This is a genomic window from Pseudomonas sp. SM4 (assembly GCF_051913165.1).
Lineage (GTDB): Bacteria > Pseudomonadota > Gammaproteobacteria > Pseudomonadales > Pseudomonadaceae > Aquipseudomonas.
The window spans coordinates 38,177-54,929 of sequence record NZ_JBODOE010000011.1; the positions used below are offsets into that span (position 1 = coordinate 38,177).

Below are 16,753 nucleotides of genomic sequence, written 5' to 3' on the forward strand. Positions count from 1 at the left end.
GAACACGCATTCCAATGTAGGAGCTGCCGCAGGCTGCGATCTTTTGACTCTAAGCTTTACCCGGCCAGGCGCTGACGAACTCAGCCAGGTCAACCTTCTCCGCCACACGCGGTTCTTTCTGCGGCGTGCCGAGGTACAAGAACGCGATCACTTCTTCACCCTCAGCCAAACCCAAGCCCTGCGCCACGTGCCGGGAATACGCCAAATCCCCGGTACGCCACACCGCACCAATCCCCTGCGCATACGCTGCCAGCAAAATCCCGTGGGCCGCACACCCCGCCGCGAGCAACTGCTCAGCTTTCGGGTATTTGACGTGATCCTGCAACCTGGCGATCACCACGACCACCAGCGGCGCCCGTAGCGGGCCATTGCGGGCCTTGTCGATCATCGCTTCGGTGACTTCGCCTGCCTGCTGCTGCGCAGCTTCAGCCAGCAACTCGCCCATCTGCTCGCGCGCAGCACCTTCGACGGTCAAGAAGCGATACGGCTGCAAATGCCCGTGATCCGGCGCACGCAAGGCTGCGGCAAACAAGACTTCACGCTGTTCGGCAGTGGGGGCCGGTTCGACCAGTCGTGGAACGGAAACACGGTTGAGCAACGCGTCGAGAGCCTGCATCGGCCACCTCCTGAAAAATATGTGCGGCTATTCTAGCTTTATCTGCCAACAGGATGCCGGTTTACATGCCCTGCCCCGCAGGTAGAATGGCGCCCTTCCCACCACAGCCCGAGCGGACTTCATGGCGTTGCCGACCTTACGGATCATTGGTTTCATCATCGGCATCTTCCTGATCACGCTGGCTGTCGCCATGGTCGTGCCCATGGCCACCCTGGTGATCTTTGATCGCACCAGCGATCTGCCGTCGTTCCTCTGGGCGAGCATGATCACCTTCGTCGCCGGCCTCGCGCTGGTGATCCCCGGCCGCCCCGAACACATTCACTTGCGCCCGCGTGACATGTATTTGCTGACCGTCAGCAGTTGGCTGGTGGTGTGTATTTTCGCCGCGCTGCCGTTTCTGCTGACCCAGCACATCAGCTACACCGACTCGTTTTTCGAGAGCATGTCCGGGATCACCGCCACCGGTTCGACCGTGCTCAATCATCTCGATGACATGTCCCCCGGCATTCTGATGTGGCGCTCATTGCTGCACTGGATCGGCGGCATCGGCTTTATCGGTATGGCGGTGGCGATCCTGCCGCTGTTGCGCATCGGTGGCATGCGCCTGTTCCAGACCGAATCATCCGACCGTTCGGAAAAGGTCATGCCGCGCTCGCACATGGTGGCGCGCCTGATCGTGGCGGCGTACGTCGGCATCACCATTGTCGGCAGCCTCGCATTCTGGTGGGCCGGGATGAGCCCGTTCGATGCGATCAACCACGCGATGTCGGCGATTTCCACCGGCGGTTTCTCGACCTCCGACCAGTCGCTGGCCAAGTGGACGCAACCGGCGGTGCACTGGGTGGCGGTGGTAATCATGATTCTCGGCAGTCTGCCGTTCACCCTGTACGTGGCGACCATGCGCGGCAACCGCAAGGCGCTGATCCGCGATCAGCAGGTGCAGGGTCTGCTCGGCATGTTGCTGGTGACCTGGCTGGTGCTTGGCACCTGGTATTGGTGGACGACCAACCTGCATTGGCTGGACGCATTGCGCCACGTGGCGCTGAACGTGACCTCGGTAGTGACCACCACTGGTTTCGCCCTCGGCGACTACAGCCTGTGGGGCAACTTCTCGTTGATGTTGTTCTTCTATCTGGGCTTCGTCGGCGGCTGTTCCGGCTCGACCGCTGGCGGGATCAAGATTTTCCGTTTCCAGGTCGCCTACATCCTGCTCAAGGCCAACCTTAATCAGCTGATTCACCCGCGCGCGGTGATCAAGCAGAAGTACAACGGTCATCGCCTCGACGAAGAGATCGTGCGTTCGATTCTGACTTTTTCGTTTTTCTTCGCCATCACTATCTGCGTGATCGCCCTGCTGCTGTCGCTGCTTGGCGTCGACTGGATGACCGCGCTGACCGGCGCTGCCAGCACCGTGTCCGGCGTTGGCCCGGGCCTGGGCGAAACCATTGGCCCGGCGGGCAACTTCGCCACCCTGCCGGATGCGGCGAAGTGGATTCTGTCGTTCGGCATGCTGCTCGGCCGACTCGAGATCATTACGGTGTTTGTGCTGTGTATTCCGGCCTTTTGGCGTCACTGACCGTACCTGGCGCCTGCAGCAGCCGCGCCCGGTAATCGCCGGGCGTGGTGTCGAACCAGCGGCGGAAGGCGCGGAAGAAATTGCTCGGGTCGGCGAAGCCCAACAGATAAGCGATTTCCAGCAAGGTCATGCTCGGTTGCGCCAGATATTGCTCGGCCAGTTCACGACGGGTGTCATCGAGCAGTTGCTGAAAACTCGTGCCCTCCTCCTGCAAGCGCCGCTGCAACGTGCGCTGAGATAAATGCAGGGTCTGCGCGACGGTATCGCGCTTCGGCTCGCCTTGCGGCAGCATACGGCACAGCACCTGCCGCGCCTTGTGCGTGACCCGACTCTCGGAAAACCGCGCCAGATATTCCCCGGCAAAACGATCGTGCAGCAGCGCCATCGCCTCGTTGGCGGTGGGCAGCGGCGCTTCCATGTCGGCGCGTTCGAAGATCAGCGCATCGTATGGCGCGTTGAACACCAACGGCGCATGGAAGGCTTGTTTATACGGTTCGAGATCGGCGGGTTGGGCGCCCTGCACCAGCACCTTGACCGGGTGCAGCGTACGCCCGCTCAACCAGCCGCACAGGCCCAGGGCACAGGCCAGCGAGGCTTCGGCGCTTTGCCGGGTCGGCGGCAGATGATCGCCGTGCACCGTCAGAATCAGCGCGTAGCCTTCCTCCAGCAGACGAAAACTCAAGTCGGCGCTTTCAGCGATGATCCGCTGATAGCGCACCAGCCGTTGAAAGCCTTCGGCGAGGGTATTGCTCGACATCAGCGCGTAACCGGCGACATGAAACGAGGCCGGTCGCACCACTTTGCCCATGTTCAGGCCGATCGCCGGATTACCCGACAGCTCGACTGCCCGTTGCCAGAGCCGGGTCATTGAGTCTTGCGGGAAGCGCGCATCCGGATCATCCAGAGCCGTGTAATCGAGCCCCAGTTGCTTGAACAGAACCCGGCAGTCCAGGCCGTCCATCTCCAATGCTTTGACAATCCCCATCGCCCAGCTTGCAGAAGTCGTTCGTTCGCTCATGGCGTTTTTCTTTTACATGAGGGGCCGCATGCTACGGCCTGATTTGCGAAGGATACTAAAGTGGCGCCGATTGTCACTGGCCCACGCCAATGATCACTCTAGACTCAAATAAGCTACCCGCAGAACAACTCGTCGCCAGAACAATAACCACAGAGACCGCGGTCGTGGAAAATATCAAGCAATTCAACAGCTTCGCCGAGTTCTATCCGTATTACCTCAGTGAGCACAGCAACAGCACCTGCCGGCGCCTGCATTTCATCGGCACCACGCTGGTTATTTTCATTCTTGCGATGACCATCGCCAAGGGCGCCTGGCTGCTGTTATTGGCCTTACCGCTGGCCGGTTACAGCTTCGCCTGGATCGGGCACTTCTTCTTTGAAAAGAACCGCCCGGCGACGTTTCAGCATCCGCTGTACAGCCTGCTTGGCGACTTCGTCATGTACCGCGACATGATTCTGGGTCGCGTGGCGTTCTGAACAATAAGAACCAGAGGTTTGCCGATGAATGCCAATGCCCGTTTCACCCATATGAAGGACGGAACACAGGAAGACTGGGCGATCATCGCCGCCGACTTCAGCGCTTACGCCAAACAATTGCCGTCGCGGATCCTCACCCACCTGAAATTGCTCGAAGGTGATTTCGGCGGGTTCCCGGTGGATCGCCTGACCCACTCGCTGCAAACCGCGACCCGCGCCTTCCGTGATGGTCGCGATGAGGAATATGTGGTTTGCGCGTTGCTGCATGACATTGGCGACACTCTGGGTTCTTACAACCATCCAGACATTGCGGCGGCGATTCTCAAGCCGTTCGTCAGTGCCGAGAATCTGTGGATGGTCGAGAAGCATGGGGTGTTTCAGGGTTACTACTTCTTTCATCACTTGGGCATGGATCGGCATTTGCGCGAGCAGTTCGCCGGGCATCCGCAGTATCAGGCGACGGCCGAGTTTTGCGCCAAGTACGATGCGGCGGCGTTTGATCCTGACTATGACACGCTGCCGTTGAGCTTTTTCGAGCCGATGATGGAGCGGTTGTTTGCACAGCCGAAGAACTCGATTTACAAGGCCGCGATGGAAGAACACAGCACGGTTTGATGTTGTTTGTTCTGGCCTCATCGCTGGCAAGCCAGCTCCCACAGGATTCTGTGGCGCTCATAAAACATGTGGGAGCTGGCTTGCCAGCGATGAGGCCCTCTAAAAAACCCGAGAATCAGGCAAGTTCGGCGACTTTGGCGGCCTTCAGCTCCGCCTCTCGCGCCTGTGCATCCGCCAGCCGATACAACTCGATCGTGCCATCCCAATGCTCGATCAGCGCCGTGCACGATTCCACCCAATCGCCGCAGTTGAGGTAATCCACCTCGCCGACCTTACGGATCTCGGCATGGTGAATGTGCCCGCAGACCACCCCGTGCAACTCGCGCTTCACGCACTCATGGGCGATGGCTTCTTCAAAGTCGCTGATGAAACTCACCGCCGTCTTCACCTTGTGCTTGAGGTACGCCGACAGCGACCAGTAACCGTAGCCATAACGCGCACGCCAATGGTTGAGCCAGCGATTGAGCGTCAGGGTCACTTCGTAGGCCGAGTCGCCGAGGAAGGCCAGCCAGCGGTGATATCGGGTGATCACATCAAACTGATCGCCGTGAATCACCAACAGATGGCGCCCGTCCGCGGTGACGTGCACCGCCTCGTCGACCAACTGGATATTGCCCAGAATCAGCTTCGAATAACGGCGCAAAAACTCATCGTGATTACCGGTGACGTAGATCACTTCGGTGCCGCGCTTGCTCATGGTCAGCAATCGACGAATCACATTGGTGTGCGCCTGCGGCCAGTACATGCCACCGCGCAGTTTCCAGCCGTCGATGATGTCGCCGACCAGATAGATCTTGTCGGCGTGATAGCCCTTGAGGAACGTCGACAAGTGTTCGGCCTGGCAATCGCGCGTGCCCAGGTGCACGTCGGAGATCCACAGGGTTCGCACCCGTTGTTTGCGACTGGGTCTGGCGAGCTCGGCGCTGGTCATGGGCAACCCTCTGCGATGTTTTCGCCACTGTGCGCGCGCCCTGTTAATCGACCATGACAAGCGCGCGTCAGTCGTGTGACAACGCACCCGATGCGGGTCGGTGTAGACTGCAGGCCTGCCCGGAGACTTGTTCATGCGCCCGATTCTCACCCTGCGTCAGTACACCCACGATCTGATCGTGCACAGCCACGAACACCCCCAACTGGTGTTCGGGCTGTCCGGCGCGCTGGACTTCGAAGTCGAGGGTTGTGGCAGCCAGGTACGTCAGCAGAGTTTTGTGGTGATCCCTTCGGGTGCGCATCACGCTTGCGGCAGCCCCGATGGCAGCCGCTGTCTGGTGATGGATATTCCTGACGGGCAATGGCTGGCCGACTCGCTGGGCGATCATGCCGACGCCAGCCGCCGCTTGCTTGATCAGCCCGCGCGCCTGTCGCTGGATTCCGGGCAGAGTCAGTTGGTCAGTTGGCTGGCGAACAGCCCGGTCAGCGATCCGTTGATCGCGCAGCAAGGTTCAGTGTTGCTCCTGGCCAGCCTCAATCAGGCGCGGCCGGCCGAGTTGGCGGCCCGACGCCTGCCCTATGCGGCGCTGGATGCGCACATCGAGCAAAACGCCGCATATCCGCTGCAGGTTGCCGATCTGGCGCGGGTTGCCGGGCTCTCAAGCGCGCGCCTGCATGCACGCTTCATGGCCGAGTGCGGGCAGACGCCGATGGATTACATCCGCAGTCGGCGCTTGCATCTGGCCGTGCAAATGCTCCGCGACACGCTGTTGCCGATGGGCGAAATTGCCAGTCGCGTCGGTTACAGCTCACAGAGTGCTTTCTCGGCCGCCGTCCTGCGCGAGTTCGGCGCATCACCCGGCCAGCTTCGGCGCGATTCCCGCGACAAAAGACGATAGTCCGCCGACAGACTTACTGACCTCTACACGCTTAAATGTAGGAGCTGCCGCAGGCTGCGATCTTTTGATGTTGATCGTTCCCACGCTCCGCGTGGGAATGCAGCCGTGACGCTCCGCGTCACTGGACGCAGAGCGTCCCTAGCGGCGTTACCACGCAGAGCGTGGGAACGATCAAGCAAGATCAAAAGATCGCAGCCTTCGGCAGCTCCTACAGTGAGATTTGTCAATGATTGTGTTTGCGATAGAAGGATTGCAATGACTCCGCGTACCGCCCTCGGCGCTCTGCACATTGGTGCTTTGATGTTTGGCCTGACCGGTGTGTTCGGCAAACTCGCTGTCGCCTCCCCCGCCGTAATCGTCTTCGGGCGCGCCGCTTTCGCCGTGCTCGCCCTGGCGTTTTTCGCCCGTTTTGCCAGCCAACAGGGCTGGCAAAAACTTCAGGCCGTGGACTGGCGTCGATTGGCCCTCAGCGGCGTGTTGCTGGCCGGGCACTGGGTGAGCTTCTTCATTTCGGTGAAGATCGCCGGCGTCGCCATCGCCACCTTGGGTTTTGCCAGCTTCCCGGCATTCACGGTGATTCTCGAAGGGCTGATCTTCCGCGAACGCATCCGTGCCAATGAAATTCTGCTGGTGGTGCTGGTCAGCATCGGCCTGATTCTGGTGACCCCGGCGTTCGATCTGGGCAGCGGCGCCACCGTCGGTTTGCTTTGGTCGGTGTTGTCCGGCCTGCTGTTCTCGCTGCTGTCGCTGACCAACCGCGCCAGCTCCGGACGCATCCCGGCGGTGCAGGCGGCGCTGTGTCAAAACGTGGTGGTGGCCCTGTGTCTGCTGCCGGTCGCGGCGCCGCAACTGAGCGAAGTGCGCGCGCTGGACTGGTTGTGGATCGCCCTGCTCGGCGTGTTCTGCACCGGCGTCGCCCACAGCCTGTTCGTCGCCAGCCTGGCGGTGATCAAGGCGCGCACGGCGGCGGTAGTGTTCGCGATGGAGCCGGTCTACGGCATCACCGTCGCCTGGCTGCTGTTCAATGAAAACCCGACGCCGAAGATGTTGATCGGCGGCGCGTTGATCATTGTCGCCATCGTCGTGTCGGCGCGGATGTCAGGCAATGCCGACAAGAAAACCGTCGCCGCCGAGGCCGCGTCTCACTGAGTACGGTCGTTGTGGCCGAGGTCGCGATCTGGATCGATCTGATCGCGAACTCGCTGTTTCAGCACCTTGGCCTCAGGGAAACCGCCATCGGCCTTGCGCTCCCAAATCTGCACGCCTGCGCAGGTGATGTGAAAGACCCCGCCGGTGCCTGGCACCAAAGAGACTTTGCCGAGATCATCGGCAAACGTGCTGAGCAGTTCCTGCGCCAGCCACGCGGCGCGCAGCAACCACTGGCATTGGGTGCAATAGGTGATGACAACTTCGGCTTTAGCAACGGTCATGTTCGCTACAACTCATGAGACAGAGGGCGCCGCTATAATAGCCGGCTTTATCGCTTGCCCCGAGACTCACAATGCGCCGTCTGCTGTTCTGCCTGCTGCTTGGTTTCCTTCCACTCCTGGTTCACGCCAGTGACGCGCCACGGCCGAAAGTCGGTCTGGTGCTGTCCGGCGGCGCGGCGCGCGGGCTGGCGCATATCGGCGTGCTTAAAGCACTGGAAGAACAAGGCATCAAGATCGATGCGATCGCCGGCACCAGCATGGGCGCGGTGGTCGGCGGCCTGTATGCCTCGGGCTACAAGATTGATGAGCTGGAAAAACTCGCGCTGAACATCGACTGGCAAGCCGCGCTGTCCGATGCCCCGCCGCGCGAAGACGTGCCGTTTCGGCGCAAGCAGGATGACCGCGACTTTCTGGTGAAACAGAAACTCAGCTTCCGTGACGACGGCAGCCTTGGCCTGCCGCTGGGGGTGATTCAGGGCCAGAACCTTGCGCTGCTGCTGGAAAGCCTGCTGGCGCACACCAGTGACACCCGCGATTTCGACAAACTGCCAATCCCGTTCCGCGCCGTCGCCACCGACATTTCCAATGGCGAAAAAGTGGTGTTCCGCAAAGGTCACTTGCCTCAGGTGATCCGCGCGAGCATGTCGATCCCGGCCGTGTTTGCCCCGGTTGAACTCGACGGCCGCCTGCTGGTGGACGGTGGCATGACCGACAACATCCCTCTCGATGTGGCACGGCAAATGGGCGTCGACGTGGCCATCGTCGTCGATATCGGCACACCGCTGCGCAACCGCAAGCAGTTGACCACCGTGGTCGACGTGTTGAACCAGTCGATTACCCTGATGACTCGCAGCAACTCGGAAGAACAACTGGCGGCGCTGAAATCGTCTGATGTGCTGATCCAGCCGCCGCTGGCGGCATTCGATGCCACCGATTTCGGCAAGGCTCAGGAAATGATCGACGCCGGCTACCGCGCCACCCGAGTTCTCGATGCGCGCCTCGCCGTGCTCAAACCCAAAGAAGCCCAAGACGCAGAGCTCAACGCCGCCCGTTCGCCGGGCCAACGGACGCCGATCATCACCGCGATCCGCGTCGAGAACGACTCGAAAGTCGACGACGATGTGATCCGCTACTACATCCGTCAGCACATCGGCGAGCCCCTCGACCTGGGTCGACTGCACTCGGACATGGGCACCTTGTATGGCCTCGACTACTTCGAGCAGGTGCAATACCGCGTAGTGCACAAAGGCCAGGAACACACGCTGGTGATCAGCGCCCGTGGCAAGCGCAGCGGCACCGATTACTTGCGCGTCGGCCTCAACCTGTCAGACGACATGCGTGGCGACAGCGCCTTCAACCTCGGCGCCAGTTATCGCATCAACGGCATCAACCGCCTCGGTGCGGAATGGTTGACCCGGGCGCAGATCGGCGACAAACAGGAGCTGTACACCGAGTTCTATCAGCCGCTGGACGTCGGCTCGCGCTACTTCGTCGCACCGTATGCCTCGTTCGAGGCGCAGAACGTCGACTCGGTGCTCGATAACGACCCAATCGCGCAGTATCGCGTAGAGCGTTATGGCTTCGGTCTGAACCTCGGTCGGCAGATCGGCAACAACGGCGAAGTGCGCTTCGGGGTGGGTGAGGCCTGGGGCAAGGCGGATGTGCGCATTGGCGATCAGGATCTGCCGAGCGAGAGTTTCAATGAGGGTTTCTACAGCTTGAAGTACTCGTACGACTCGCTGGACAACGTCTACTTCCCCCACGAGGGCAAGGACGTCAGCCTGACCTTCATGCAGTTCGAGCCCGGCCTGGGCTCGGACACACGCTATCGTCAATGGGAGTTCAAACTCGACAAAGCCATGAGTCACGGGCCGGATACGTTGATCCTGGGTGGCCGCTACGGCCGTACGCTGGACGATGCCAATGTGGTGACGTCGAGTTTTCTGCTCGGCGGTGCGCGGCAGTTGTCCGGGTTCCGCGAGGATGCGGTGTCCGGGCAGAACGTCAGCCTGATGCGCGCGGTGTACTACCGCCGGCTGACGCCGCGTTCGTACCTGCCGCTGGACTTCCCGCTGTACGCCGGCGCTTCGCTGGAACGGGGTCGGGCGTGGAACAACGACAATGAGTTCGACAGTGGCTACATCAATGCGGCAAGCGTGTTCATCGGCTTCGATACGCCACTGGGGCCGCTGAATTTCAGTTACGGACTGAATGATGCGAACGAGCAGGCGGTGTACCTCAACCTCGGCCAGACCTTCTGATCGCGTCGCCTGAAAATCCGCTATCGCGAGCAGGCTCACTCCTACAGGGGAGCGCATTCCAATGTAGGAGTGAGCCTGCTCGCGATGACCATATCCGCTAGCCCATAGAACTATCAGGCCTTAGCGAATCCCCGCCAGCAGCGTTCGCGCCGTCTGCTTGAGTGGCTCGTCGCCGTCCTTGAGCAGTTCGTTCAACAGCGAAATCGCGCTGTCGATGTCACCGTCATCAATGCAATTCTGTGCCTCTTCCAGCTTTCCGGAGTGGGCGGCTTGCGGCGAATCAGGCTTCTGCAAATCCAGCGGTTCGAGTACCAGTGATGGCTGTGAATCACCGAACTCGTTGAGGAATTCATCATCCAGCGCCTGTACATCCGGCTCGGGGATCCACTCCAGCTCCGCTTCTTCACTGGCCTCGGGTTCTGGCAATTCGAAATCCTGCGGCAGAATCTGCAGATTCGAGCCAAAAGCAGACTCATCGGCAGCCGGCTGACTCGGTGTTGATCGGCTGTCGTCCAGATCCCAGCTGGAATCCATCGACAGCTCGCCCAGATTCAATTCGAAATCGTCCTCGGGCGCTGCCGGCTCGGGGGCGGGAGCGGCTTTGACGATGGGCGCGACACTGGCGACCACTGGCGCAGCGGCCGCCAACGGCGCAACACTCAGCAACTTCGGATGACGGTCACGAATGGTCTGCAATTGCTGCTCATCGACACCCAACTGACGTAAGTGATGTTCCTGTTGTTCGTACGCCGCGCTATCACCCTGACGCCCGAGGACTTCAAGCAACTGCACGCCAAGGTCGAGACGCTCCGGCTCCTTGTGCAAAGCGTCGCGCAGTAGCCCGACGGCCTCCCCCAGTCGTCCATACGCCAGATAAATCCCTACCGCTTCCAGCACATCGCCCGCCGCCGGCTCTTCGCGATGCTCCTCTGCGGCGTGCGCCGTCACGGCATGGCTGGTGTCAGCGTCAACCTTCTCGGGTTGATTATCGGGAGGCAGAAACGGCAGTGGCATTTCACCCGGTGTTGCCTGACGACGCCGGCGCAGGAACCATCCGCCCATCAGCACGCCCAGCAACAGCAACAATCCGCCCAGCAGCCAGCCGTTCGGCGCATCGTCAGCGGACTCAACCGGTACAGTGACCGGTGCCGGGGCTGGCGGGGCTGGCGCTGCCGGCGGCGCCTTCTGCAGCTCGACCAGTTGAGTTTGCAGTTCACCCATGTGCTTTTTGCCATCGGCGATCAGCGACTGCTGTTCCTGCAATTTTGCGTTCAACTCTTCGATGGTTTTCTGCAATTGCTGGTTGTGCAAGACACTGGCCGCCAATTGCTCACTGAGAGCAGGATCGGCGGCTGCCGTCGGCGGTGGTGGCGCCGGTGTGGCTTCGCGCTTGCCCTGCGCAGCCTGAGGCGGCGCGGTAGCGGGTTCTACAGTAGGGAAACCGGAAGATTGTGGTCGTGGGTCCGGCTCGTCGGTGGCCGGCACGATACCCGGCGAACCCGGCGGGTCGATCAACACGGTGTACTCGCGCAGCAAGCGGCCGTTGGGCTGACTGAGCTGTACGAGGAAATTCAGAAAGGGTTCATTGACCGGTTTGCTGGAGGTCACGCGGATCATCTGGCGATTGCCATGCAGGATCGGCACGAACTTCAGGTCGTTGAGGAAGAACACCCGTTCGACCCCAGCCTGGCCGAACTCATCGGCCGTGGCCAGGCTCACCGAAAGATCATTTTGCGTCAGCGCGCCGACATCGACCAATGCGATGTCGGCCTTGAGCGGCTGATTGAGGGCTGAGTGAACAGTAATGTCACCCAGCCCCAGTGCCATCGACGCGGTCGAAAAGCTGAATATGCCAGCGACCAGCAGCCCTTTGGCGCCACCGCGCAGTACCACCTGCCAACTTGCGAGCATGAGCATCCCTTAAATAAGCAAAACCGACTTCTATGCGTTCGCACATCCGGTACGAACACGATATTGCCCAGTAGTTCTTATAGTCGGCTCAGCGCGATCTCTCAAAAAAACGGCACAGGCTTGTGCCTCAAGATTTTTCCAGGTTGGCCAGGATGTGCCCGTGCACACGCATGCACACCTTCAAATCCGCCTCGTCGACGCCCTCGAACAATTCGTGGCGCAATTGCGTGGCGATGGTTTCGATTTGTTCGATCAGCGGCAAGGCCGGGGCGCAAAGGACGATTTTTTTCGCCCGGCGGTCTTCCATTACGGACTGGCGTTGCACCAGGCCCTGGCTTTCCAGGCTGTCGAGCAAACGTGCGAGGGTCGGGCCTTCGACGCCGACGCTTTGCGCCAGCTCACGCTGGGTCGGTGCGTCTTCGAAACGTGCCAGATGCAGCAGCACCAGCCAGCGCGCCTGAGACAGGCCGAGGCCGGCGAGCCGGCGGTCCAGTTCGGCGCGCCAGCCACGGGACATCTGGGCCAGTTGCATGCCAAAGCGGTGTTGATCGGTTAACGGCATAAAACACTCACGGTTAGACTGAAAAATAAAGAATTTCTAATTATTAGCCAGCTAAGCATGAGCTGCAGTTATAGGCAAGAGTCGCCCTGTACTGAATCGTTACAACTGTACAGGGCTTGGCGCAAACGCCACCTCACATTTCGAATTCCGATTGCAGCGCAGCCCGCACGCAATACAGCACGCCTTCCGGCACACGACCGGCGAACAGCTCGGCGATTTCGGCGACCGACGGCAACTCGCCTTCGCCATCGAGGAACGCGTCCTGCACTTCGCCCATCAGCTCTTCAGGCAAGTCCAGCGCCTGTTCCAGTGACAACTGTTGCTTGCCAATCGCCTCGGCGAGCATCGTGTAGACGTTCTTTTCCGAGCACTGCAACTGACCGGCGATCTGTAACGGCGTCATGCCGGCACGGGCCAGAGTGATCAGCTCGTGGCGCACATCGGCGACCGCTTTCGGCGCCTCGACTGCGCCGCCAAGCACTTCGAGGAAGGCCTCGCCGTAGCGCTCCAGCTTGCGTGCACCGACGCCGCTGACCGTGGCCATTTCCGCCAGCGAGGTCGGCTGGCTGCGGAGCATTTCCAGCAGCGTCGAGTCGGGGAAGATGACGTACGGCGGCACACCGTGTTCTTCGGCGAGTTTGCGCCGCAGCGCACGCAACGCTTCCCACTGTTCGCGCTCTTCGCCGCGCACCAGTTGGCTGGCGGGGCTCTTGCTGTTGCTCTTGGCGGCGACCTGCGGCTTGAGATCGCGGCGCAGCTCCAGGCTCACTTCGCCCTTGAGCAACGGCCGGCAACTGTCGTTCAGGCGCAGACCGCCGTAGCCCTCGTGATCGACATCGGCCAGCCCGCGCGCCACCAACTGGCGGAACAACGAGCGCCATTCGCTCTCGCTCAACGCCTTGCCGACGCCCCACACCGACAGGTGCTGATGGCCGAAACTGCGGATTTTTTCGTTGTCCTTGCCCAGCAGCACGTCGACCAGATGGCCGACGCCATAGCGCTGGCCGGTACGGAAAATCGCCGACAACGCCTGACGTGCAGGCTCGGTGGCGTCCCAGGTCTGCACGCCATCGACGCAGTTGTCGCAATGGCCGCATGGCTCGGGCATGTCTTCGTCGAAGTACGCCAGCAGGGTCTGGCGACGGCAGCGAGTCTCTTCGCAGAGCGAGAGCATGGCGTCGAGCTTGTGCTGCTCCAGACGCTTGTGCCGTTCGTCGCCTTCGGAGTTTTGCAGCATCTGCTTGAGCATCACCACGTCTTGCAGACCGTAGGCCATCCACGCATCCGCGGGCAGACCGTCACGGCCGCCGCGACCGGTTTCCTGGTAATACGCTTCCAGGGATTTCGGCAGATCGAGGTGCGCGACAAAGCGTACGTTGGGCTTGTCGATGCCCATGCCGAACGCCACGGTGGCAACCATGATCAGGCCTTCCTCATTGAGGAAGCGCTTTTGGTTGAAGGCGCGCAGATCGTTCGGCAGACCGGCATGATACGGCAGCGCCGGGAAGCCCTGCTCGCTCAAAAACGTTGCGACTTCTTCGACTTTCTTGCGCGACAGGCAATAAACGATGCCCGCGTCGCTGCGCCGCTCGGCGAGGAACGCCAGCAACTGCTTGCGCGGCTGTTCCTTGGGCACGATGCGATAAAAAATATTCGGGCGGTCGAAGCTCGACAGGAAGCGCTCGGCGTTCTGCAGATGCAGGCGCGTGACGATTTCTTCGCGGGTACGCTTGTCGGCGGTGGCGGTCAGGGCGATACGCGGCACGTCCGGGAACAGCTCGGCCAACTGACCCAGTTGCAGGTACTCCGGACGGAAGTCGTGGCCCCACTGCGATACGCAGTGCGCTTCGTCGATGGCGAACAACGCGATGTTCAAGCCTTGCAGGAACGACAGCATGCGCGGTTGAACCAGGCGCTCGGGCGCCAGATACAACATCTTCACTTCGCCGCGTTTGATCCGCGTGGCGAGGTCGCGCTGCTGCTCGGCACTCAATGTCGAATTGAGCGCAGCGGCGGCCACACCCAGCTCTTCGAGGGTGGCGACCTGGTCGTCCATCAACGCGATCAGCGGCGACACCACCACCGCCAGGCCTTCGCGCAGCAGCGCCGGCACCTGGAAGCACAGCGACTTGCCGCCACCGGTAGGCATCAGCACCAGCGCATCACCGCCACTGGCCACGCGCTCAATGATTGCACCCTGACGGCCACGGAAACTGTCGTAGCCGAAGATGTCCTTGAGGACGCGTTGAGCCTGTTCGAGCATAAAAACTCCAAAAATCACAAAAACATCCCTGCAAGGCTGGTTCATGACGGCCAAGGCTGCACCGCAGAATCGTAAGAACGCATTGCATGACGGCCGCAATGCGGGCAGGGAGCGCAAAACGCGGCAGTATACCCGAGCCCTCCCCTGCACAGGGCGCCGCTTATACCTTCGAATCCAGTCACGCCCGGTAGGAGCTGCCGCAGACTGCGATCTTCTGATCTGGATCTTGATGCTGATCTTTAAAAAAATAAAATCAAAAGATCGCAGCCTTCGGCAGCTCCTACAGGGGATATGCAGGGCGCAGCCGGGCAAATCTGCCGTGCGGCTGGCTTGAGAGCGCAAGAAGGCCTAGAATTCCCGCATTGTTTATTCCCCCAAGGTAGCCCCGTAATGTCCTTCGCTGAGCAACTGACCCGCCTGCAAGTTTTCCTCGATGCCGACGAGCTGCATGACGAGGCGCTGGATTACGTGGCCGCGCACGGTTACCTGACCGCGCTGTCGATCTGTGCCGAAGACGTACCGGAGCGTGAGTGGATCGACGCCCTGTTCGCCGAAGAGCCGCATTACGCCGATGACGCCCAGCGCGCAGAAATCGAAGCCACGCTGATCGGCCTCAAGGCGCACATCGCCCGTCAACTGGCCTCCGATGAAGAGTTCGAGCTGCCATGCGATCTGGATCTGGGTGAAGAGCCGGATGATTCCGAACTGCGCGGCTGGTGCATCGGTTTCATGGAAGGCGTGTTCCTGCGCGAAGAAGCCTGGTTCGAAACCGCTGAAGATGAAGTCAGCGAAATGCTCCTGCCGATCATGGTCGGTTCGGGCCTGTTCGACGAACAGCCAGAGTTCGAAGACATCGCCAAGGACGCCAACCTGATGGACGACATGATCGTGCAGATCCCGGAAGCCCTGACCGCCCTGTACCTGCTGTGCCAGGCGCCCGACGAAAAACCGGCGATCCTCAAGCCACGTCACCACTAAGGTCCGGCCTATGGACAATCCCATAGGCAACCGCTCCCTGATGTTGCGCTACATTCTGCTGGCCATCGGCTGGCTCAGCGTGGCATTGGGGGTGATCGGCATCTTCCTGCCCGTCCTGCCCACCACCCCTTTCCTCCTGCTCGCAGCGGCCTGCTTCGCGCGCAGCTCCCCGCGTTTTTATCAATGGCTGGTCGAGCATCCAAGGCTCGGGCCATGGATTCGTGACTACCTCGATGGCAACGGCATTCCGCTCAAGGGCAAGGTCTATGCGATCGGGCTGATGTGGGCGAGCATTCTGTTCTCGTGCTATCTGGTGCCACTGCCGTGGGCGCGGGGATTTATGTTGACGAGTGCGGTGTTGGTGACGGTTTATATTTTGCGGCAGAAGACTCTGCGCAAATCCTGAGCCTCTTTGCCTTTAAACAACATTGTTTAAAAGACACCTTCAGACACGCCTTCCAGGCTACAAATTCTTGCGCCTTTGCCTACAGCTACGCCAGAATCCGCCGGCTTGTGCGCCTTGGGGTCGGGTTCTATTGTGGTGCGGTCGCTGAAGAGTCAGCGATCGGGTTTAGCGACCCAAATCTGTAATAGGTGCATCAGCGCTCCATGCTTTGTGGCAGATTCAATGTCTGCAACTTCGCTATGGTGGCTGTATGCGGGAGACCCTCGGGTCTGCCGGGTGCCTATAACCGGTTCGCTAACCTGCGTACAGCCGCCACCTTCCTGTTTAGCGACAGTTCTGGGCGGCTCCACTCTTATAGGAGCTTCACCATGATCAAACCAACACCCAACCCGCCCGAAACCGATCTCGCCTCACCCTACGAATCCCTCGATTCAAAAAAGCTCAACGACGCCGCCGAGCGCGCCCTCGACCACTATCTCTGCCCACCCGGCTCAACCCCACCGCCGCGAAAAACCCGCCGGATGTACGCCGTGACCGCAGACTTCAAAAACGAAGAACTGCTGGCCGATGCCATCGAAACACTCGCCTCAGCCAGAACCATCGCTCATGACTTCGCCCACCTCATACCCGCGTCGCAGCGCAGGACGCTGTTGGGGATTGCGCAACTGATCATGCTCGGGGAGCTGGCGGTGAATCGGGTGATGGATAATCTGGAGTTGCCGCAGTAGCGACACGCGATGATCGTTCCCACGCTCCTGCGTGGGAATGCCTCAACGGACGCTCCGCGTTCGGCTTTGGAAGGGACGCGGAGC

At 60.7% G+C, this 16,753-nt stretch carries 16 protein-coding genes; 9 read left to right on the forward strand and 7 right to left on the reverse strand.

The genetic code is table 11. From position 1 onward, the window contains the following. Positions 1-49: 49 nt before the first annotated feature. A complete protein-coding gene (locus ACQ4MY_RS20235; RefSeq protein WP_440096261.1) occupies positions 50-616 on the reverse strand; it encodes a nitroreductase family protein in 567 nt (188 codons plus the stop codon). Positions 617-737: 121 nt separating this feature from the next. Here ACQ4MY_RS20235 and ACQ4MY_RS20240 point away from each other — a divergent pair, with 121 nt between their 5' ends. Then, positions 738-2,192 carry a TrkH family potassium uptake protein gene (locus ACQ4MY_RS20240; RefSeq protein ID WP_008087314.1) on the forward strand — a complete coding sequence of 485 codons (1,455 nt, stop codon included), beginning with the start codon at positions 738-740 and terminating at the stop codon, positions 2,190-2,192. Here the strand turns inward: ACQ4MY_RS20240 and ACQ4MY_RS20245 are convergent. Further along, positions 2,149-3,210 carry an AraC family transcriptional regulator gene (locus tag ACQ4MY_RS20245; RefSeq protein WP_440096262.1) on the reverse strand — a complete coding sequence of 354 codons (1,062 nt, stop codon included), beginning with the start codon at positions 3,208-3,210 and terminating at the stop codon, positions 2,149-2,151. The two genes, ACQ4MY_RS20240 and ACQ4MY_RS20245, sit on opposite strands and share 44 nt — an antisense overlap. A gap of 164 nt (positions 3,211-3,374) precedes the next feature. Here ACQ4MY_RS20245 and ACQ4MY_RS20250 point away from each other — a divergent pair, with 164 nt between their 5' ends. Both ACQ4MY_RS20250 and ACQ4MY_RS20255 read left to right on the forward strand, forming a co-directional pair. Further along, on the forward strand, positions 3,375-3,686 hold the full coding sequence (locus ACQ4MY_RS20250) for a DUF962 domain-containing protein (RefSeq protein ID WP_008087319.1): 312 nt from the start codon (positions 3,375-3,377) through the stop codon (positions 3,684-3,686). A gap of 24 nt (positions 3,687-3,710) precedes the next feature. Further along, positions 3,711-4,301 carry an HD domain-containing protein gene (locus tag ACQ4MY_RS20255; RefSeq protein WP_440096263.1) on the forward strand — a complete coding sequence of 197 codons (591 nt, stop codon included), beginning with the start codon at positions 3,711-3,713 and terminating at the stop codon, positions 4,299-4,301. A 115-nt stretch (positions 4,302-4,416) separates the two neighbouring features. Here the strand turns inward: ACQ4MY_RS20255 and ACQ4MY_RS20260 are convergent, their stop codons facing one another. Next, complete coding sequence (locus ACQ4MY_RS20260; RefSeq protein ID WP_008087323.1) at positions 4,417-5,232, reverse strand: UDP-2,3-diacylglucosamine diphosphatase; 816 nt, start codon at positions 5,230-5,232, stop codon at positions 4,417-4,419. Between the two features lie 133 nt (positions 5,233-5,365). On the opposite strand from ACQ4MY_RS20260, the gene ACQ4MY_RS20265 reads away from it, so the two are divergent. Continuing rightward, positions 5,366-6,130 carry an AraC family transcriptional regulator gene (locus ACQ4MY_RS20265; protein WP_440096265.1) on the forward strand — a complete coding sequence of 255 codons (765 nt, stop codon included), beginning with the start codon at positions 5,366-5,368 and terminating at the stop codon, positions 6,128-6,130. A gap of 255 nt (positions 6,131-6,385) precedes the next feature. Beyond that, positions 6,386-7,279, forward strand: a complete 894-nt coding sequence (locus ACQ4MY_RS20270; protein ID WP_440096266.1) for a DMT family transporter — start codon at positions 6,386-6,388, stop codon at positions 7,277-7,279. On the opposite strand, the gene ACQ4MY_RS20275 is transcribed toward ACQ4MY_RS20270, so the two are convergent. Then, positions 7,273-7,560, reverse strand: a complete 288-nt coding sequence (locus ACQ4MY_RS20275) for a SelT/SelW/SelH family protein (RefSeq protein WP_016771139.1) — start codon at positions 7,558-7,560, stop codon at positions 7,273-7,275. The two genes, ACQ4MY_RS20270 and ACQ4MY_RS20275, sit on opposite strands and share 7 nt — an antisense overlap. A 71-nt stretch (positions 7,561-7,631) precedes the next feature. Between ACQ4MY_RS20275 and ACQ4MY_RS20280 the strand changes: the two genes are divergently transcribed. Next, positions 7,632-9,821 (forward strand): patatin-like phospholipase family protein, encoded by a 2,190-nt coding sequence (locus ACQ4MY_RS20280; RefSeq protein WP_008087386.1) that lies wholly within the window; start codon positions 7,632-7,634, stop codon positions 9,819-9,821. A 120-nt stretch (positions 9,822-9,941) separates the two neighbouring features. Here the strand turns inward: ACQ4MY_RS20280 and ACQ4MY_RS20285 are convergent, their stop codons facing one another. From ACQ4MY_RS20285 to recQ, 3 genes are all read right to left on the reverse strand, one after another. Further along, entirely contained in the window at positions 9,942-11,732 is a 1,791-nt protein-coding gene (locus ACQ4MY_RS20285; protein ID WP_440096267.1) for a FimV/HubP family polar landmark protein, read from the reverse strand. Between the two features lie 127 nt (positions 11,733-11,859). After that, entirely contained in the window at positions 11,860-12,294 is a 435-nt protein-coding gene (locus ACQ4MY_RS20290) for a MarR family transcriptional regulator (RefSeq protein WP_007962151.1), read from the reverse strand. A 133-nt stretch (positions 12,295-12,427) separates the two neighbouring features. After that, entirely contained in the window at positions 12,428-14,557 is a 2,130-nt protein-coding gene (recQ, locus tag ACQ4MY_RS20295; protein ID WP_129390739.1) for a DNA helicase RecQ, read from the reverse strand. A 390-nt stretch (positions 14,558-14,947) separates the two neighbouring features. Between recQ and ACQ4MY_RS20300 the strand changes: the two genes are divergently transcribed. The 3 genes from ACQ4MY_RS20300 to ACQ4MY_RS20310 all read left to right on the forward strand — a co-directional run bounded on the left by ACQ4MY_RS20300 (position 14,948) and on the right by ACQ4MY_RS20310 (position 16,669). Continuing rightward, the gene (locus ACQ4MY_RS20300) at positions 14,948-15,535 is read left to right on the forward strand and encodes a UPF0149 family protein (RefSeq protein ID WP_008083862.1); all 588 of its coding nucleotides are present in this window, start codon (positions 14,948-14,950) and stop codon (positions 15,533-15,535) included. A gap of 10 nt (positions 15,536-15,545) precedes the next feature. After that, a complete protein-coding gene (locus tag ACQ4MY_RS20305; protein ID WP_085666732.1) occupies positions 15,546-15,941 on the forward strand; it encodes a YbaN family protein in 396 nt (131 codons plus the stop codon). A gap of 368 nt (positions 15,942-16,309) precedes the next feature. After that, positions 16,310-16,669 (forward strand): DUF6124 family protein, encoded by a 360-nt coding sequence (locus ACQ4MY_RS20310; RefSeq protein ID WP_440096269.1) that lies wholly within the window; start codon positions 16,310-16,312, stop codon positions 16,667-16,669. The last annotated feature ends 84 nt before the right edge of the window (positions 16,670-16,753 follow it).

Bases quoted from the DNA above. Each gene is read 5' to 3' on its own strand.
- recQ (WP_129390739.1), bottom strand. From the start codon at position 14,557: ATGCTCGAACAGGCTCAACGCGTCCTCAAGGACATCTTCGGCTACGAC.
- ACQ4MY_RS20270 (WP_440096266.1), top strand. From the start codon at position 6,386: ATGACTCCGCGTACCGCCCTCGGCGCTCTGCACATTGGTGCTTTGATG.
- ACQ4MY_RS20245 (WP_440096262.1), bottom strand. From the start codon at position 3,210: ATGAGCGAACGAACGACTTCTGCAAGCTGGGCGATGGGGATTGTCAAA.
- ACQ4MY_RS20255 (WP_440096263.1), top strand. From the start codon at position 3,711: ATGAATGCCAATGCCCGTTTCACCCATATGAAGGACGGAACACAGGAA.
- ACQ4MY_RS20300 (WP_008083862.1), top strand. From the start codon at position 14,948: ATGTCCTTCGCTGAGCAACTGACCCGCCTGCAAGTTTTCCTCGATGCC.
- ACQ4MY_RS20265 (WP_440096265.1), top strand. From the start codon at position 5,366: ATGCGCCCGATTCTCACCCTGCGTCAGTACACCCACGATCTGATCGTG.
- ACQ4MY_RS20305 (WP_085666732.1), top strand. From the start codon at position 15,546: ATGGACAATCCCATAGGCAACCGCTCCCTGATGTTGCGCTACATTCTG.
- ACQ4MY_RS20275 (WP_016771139.1), bottom strand. From the start codon at position 7,560: ATGACCGTTGCTAAAGCCGAAGTTGTCATCACCTATTGCACCCAATGC.
- ACQ4MY_RS20260 (WP_008087323.1), bottom strand. From the start codon at position 5,232: ATGACCAGCGCCGAGCTCGCCAGACCCAGTCGCAAACAACGGGTGCGA.
- ACQ4MY_RS20310 (WP_440096269.1), top strand. From the start codon at position 16,310: ATGATCAAACCAACACCCAACCCGCCCGAAACCGATCTCGCCTCACCC.
- ACQ4MY_RS20280 (WP_008087386.1), top strand. From the start codon at position 7,632: ATGCGCCGTCTGCTGTTCTGCCTGCTGCTTGGTTTCCTTCCACTCCTG.
- ACQ4MY_RS20240 (WP_008087314.1), top strand. From the start codon at position 738: ATGGCGTTGCCGACCTTACGGATCATTGGTTTCATCATCGGCATCTTC.
- ACQ4MY_RS20235 (WP_440096261.1), bottom strand. From the start codon at position 616: ATGCAGGCTCTCGACGCGTTGCTCAACCGTGTTTCCGTTCCACGACTG.
- ACQ4MY_RS20290 (WP_007962151.1), bottom strand. From the start codon at position 12,294: ATGCCGTTAACCGATCAACACCGCTTTGGCATGCAACTGGCCCAGATG.
- ACQ4MY_RS20285 (WP_440096267.1), bottom strand. From the start codon at position 11,732: ATGCTCGCAAGTTGGCAGGTGGTACTGCGCGGTGGCGCCAAAGGGCTG.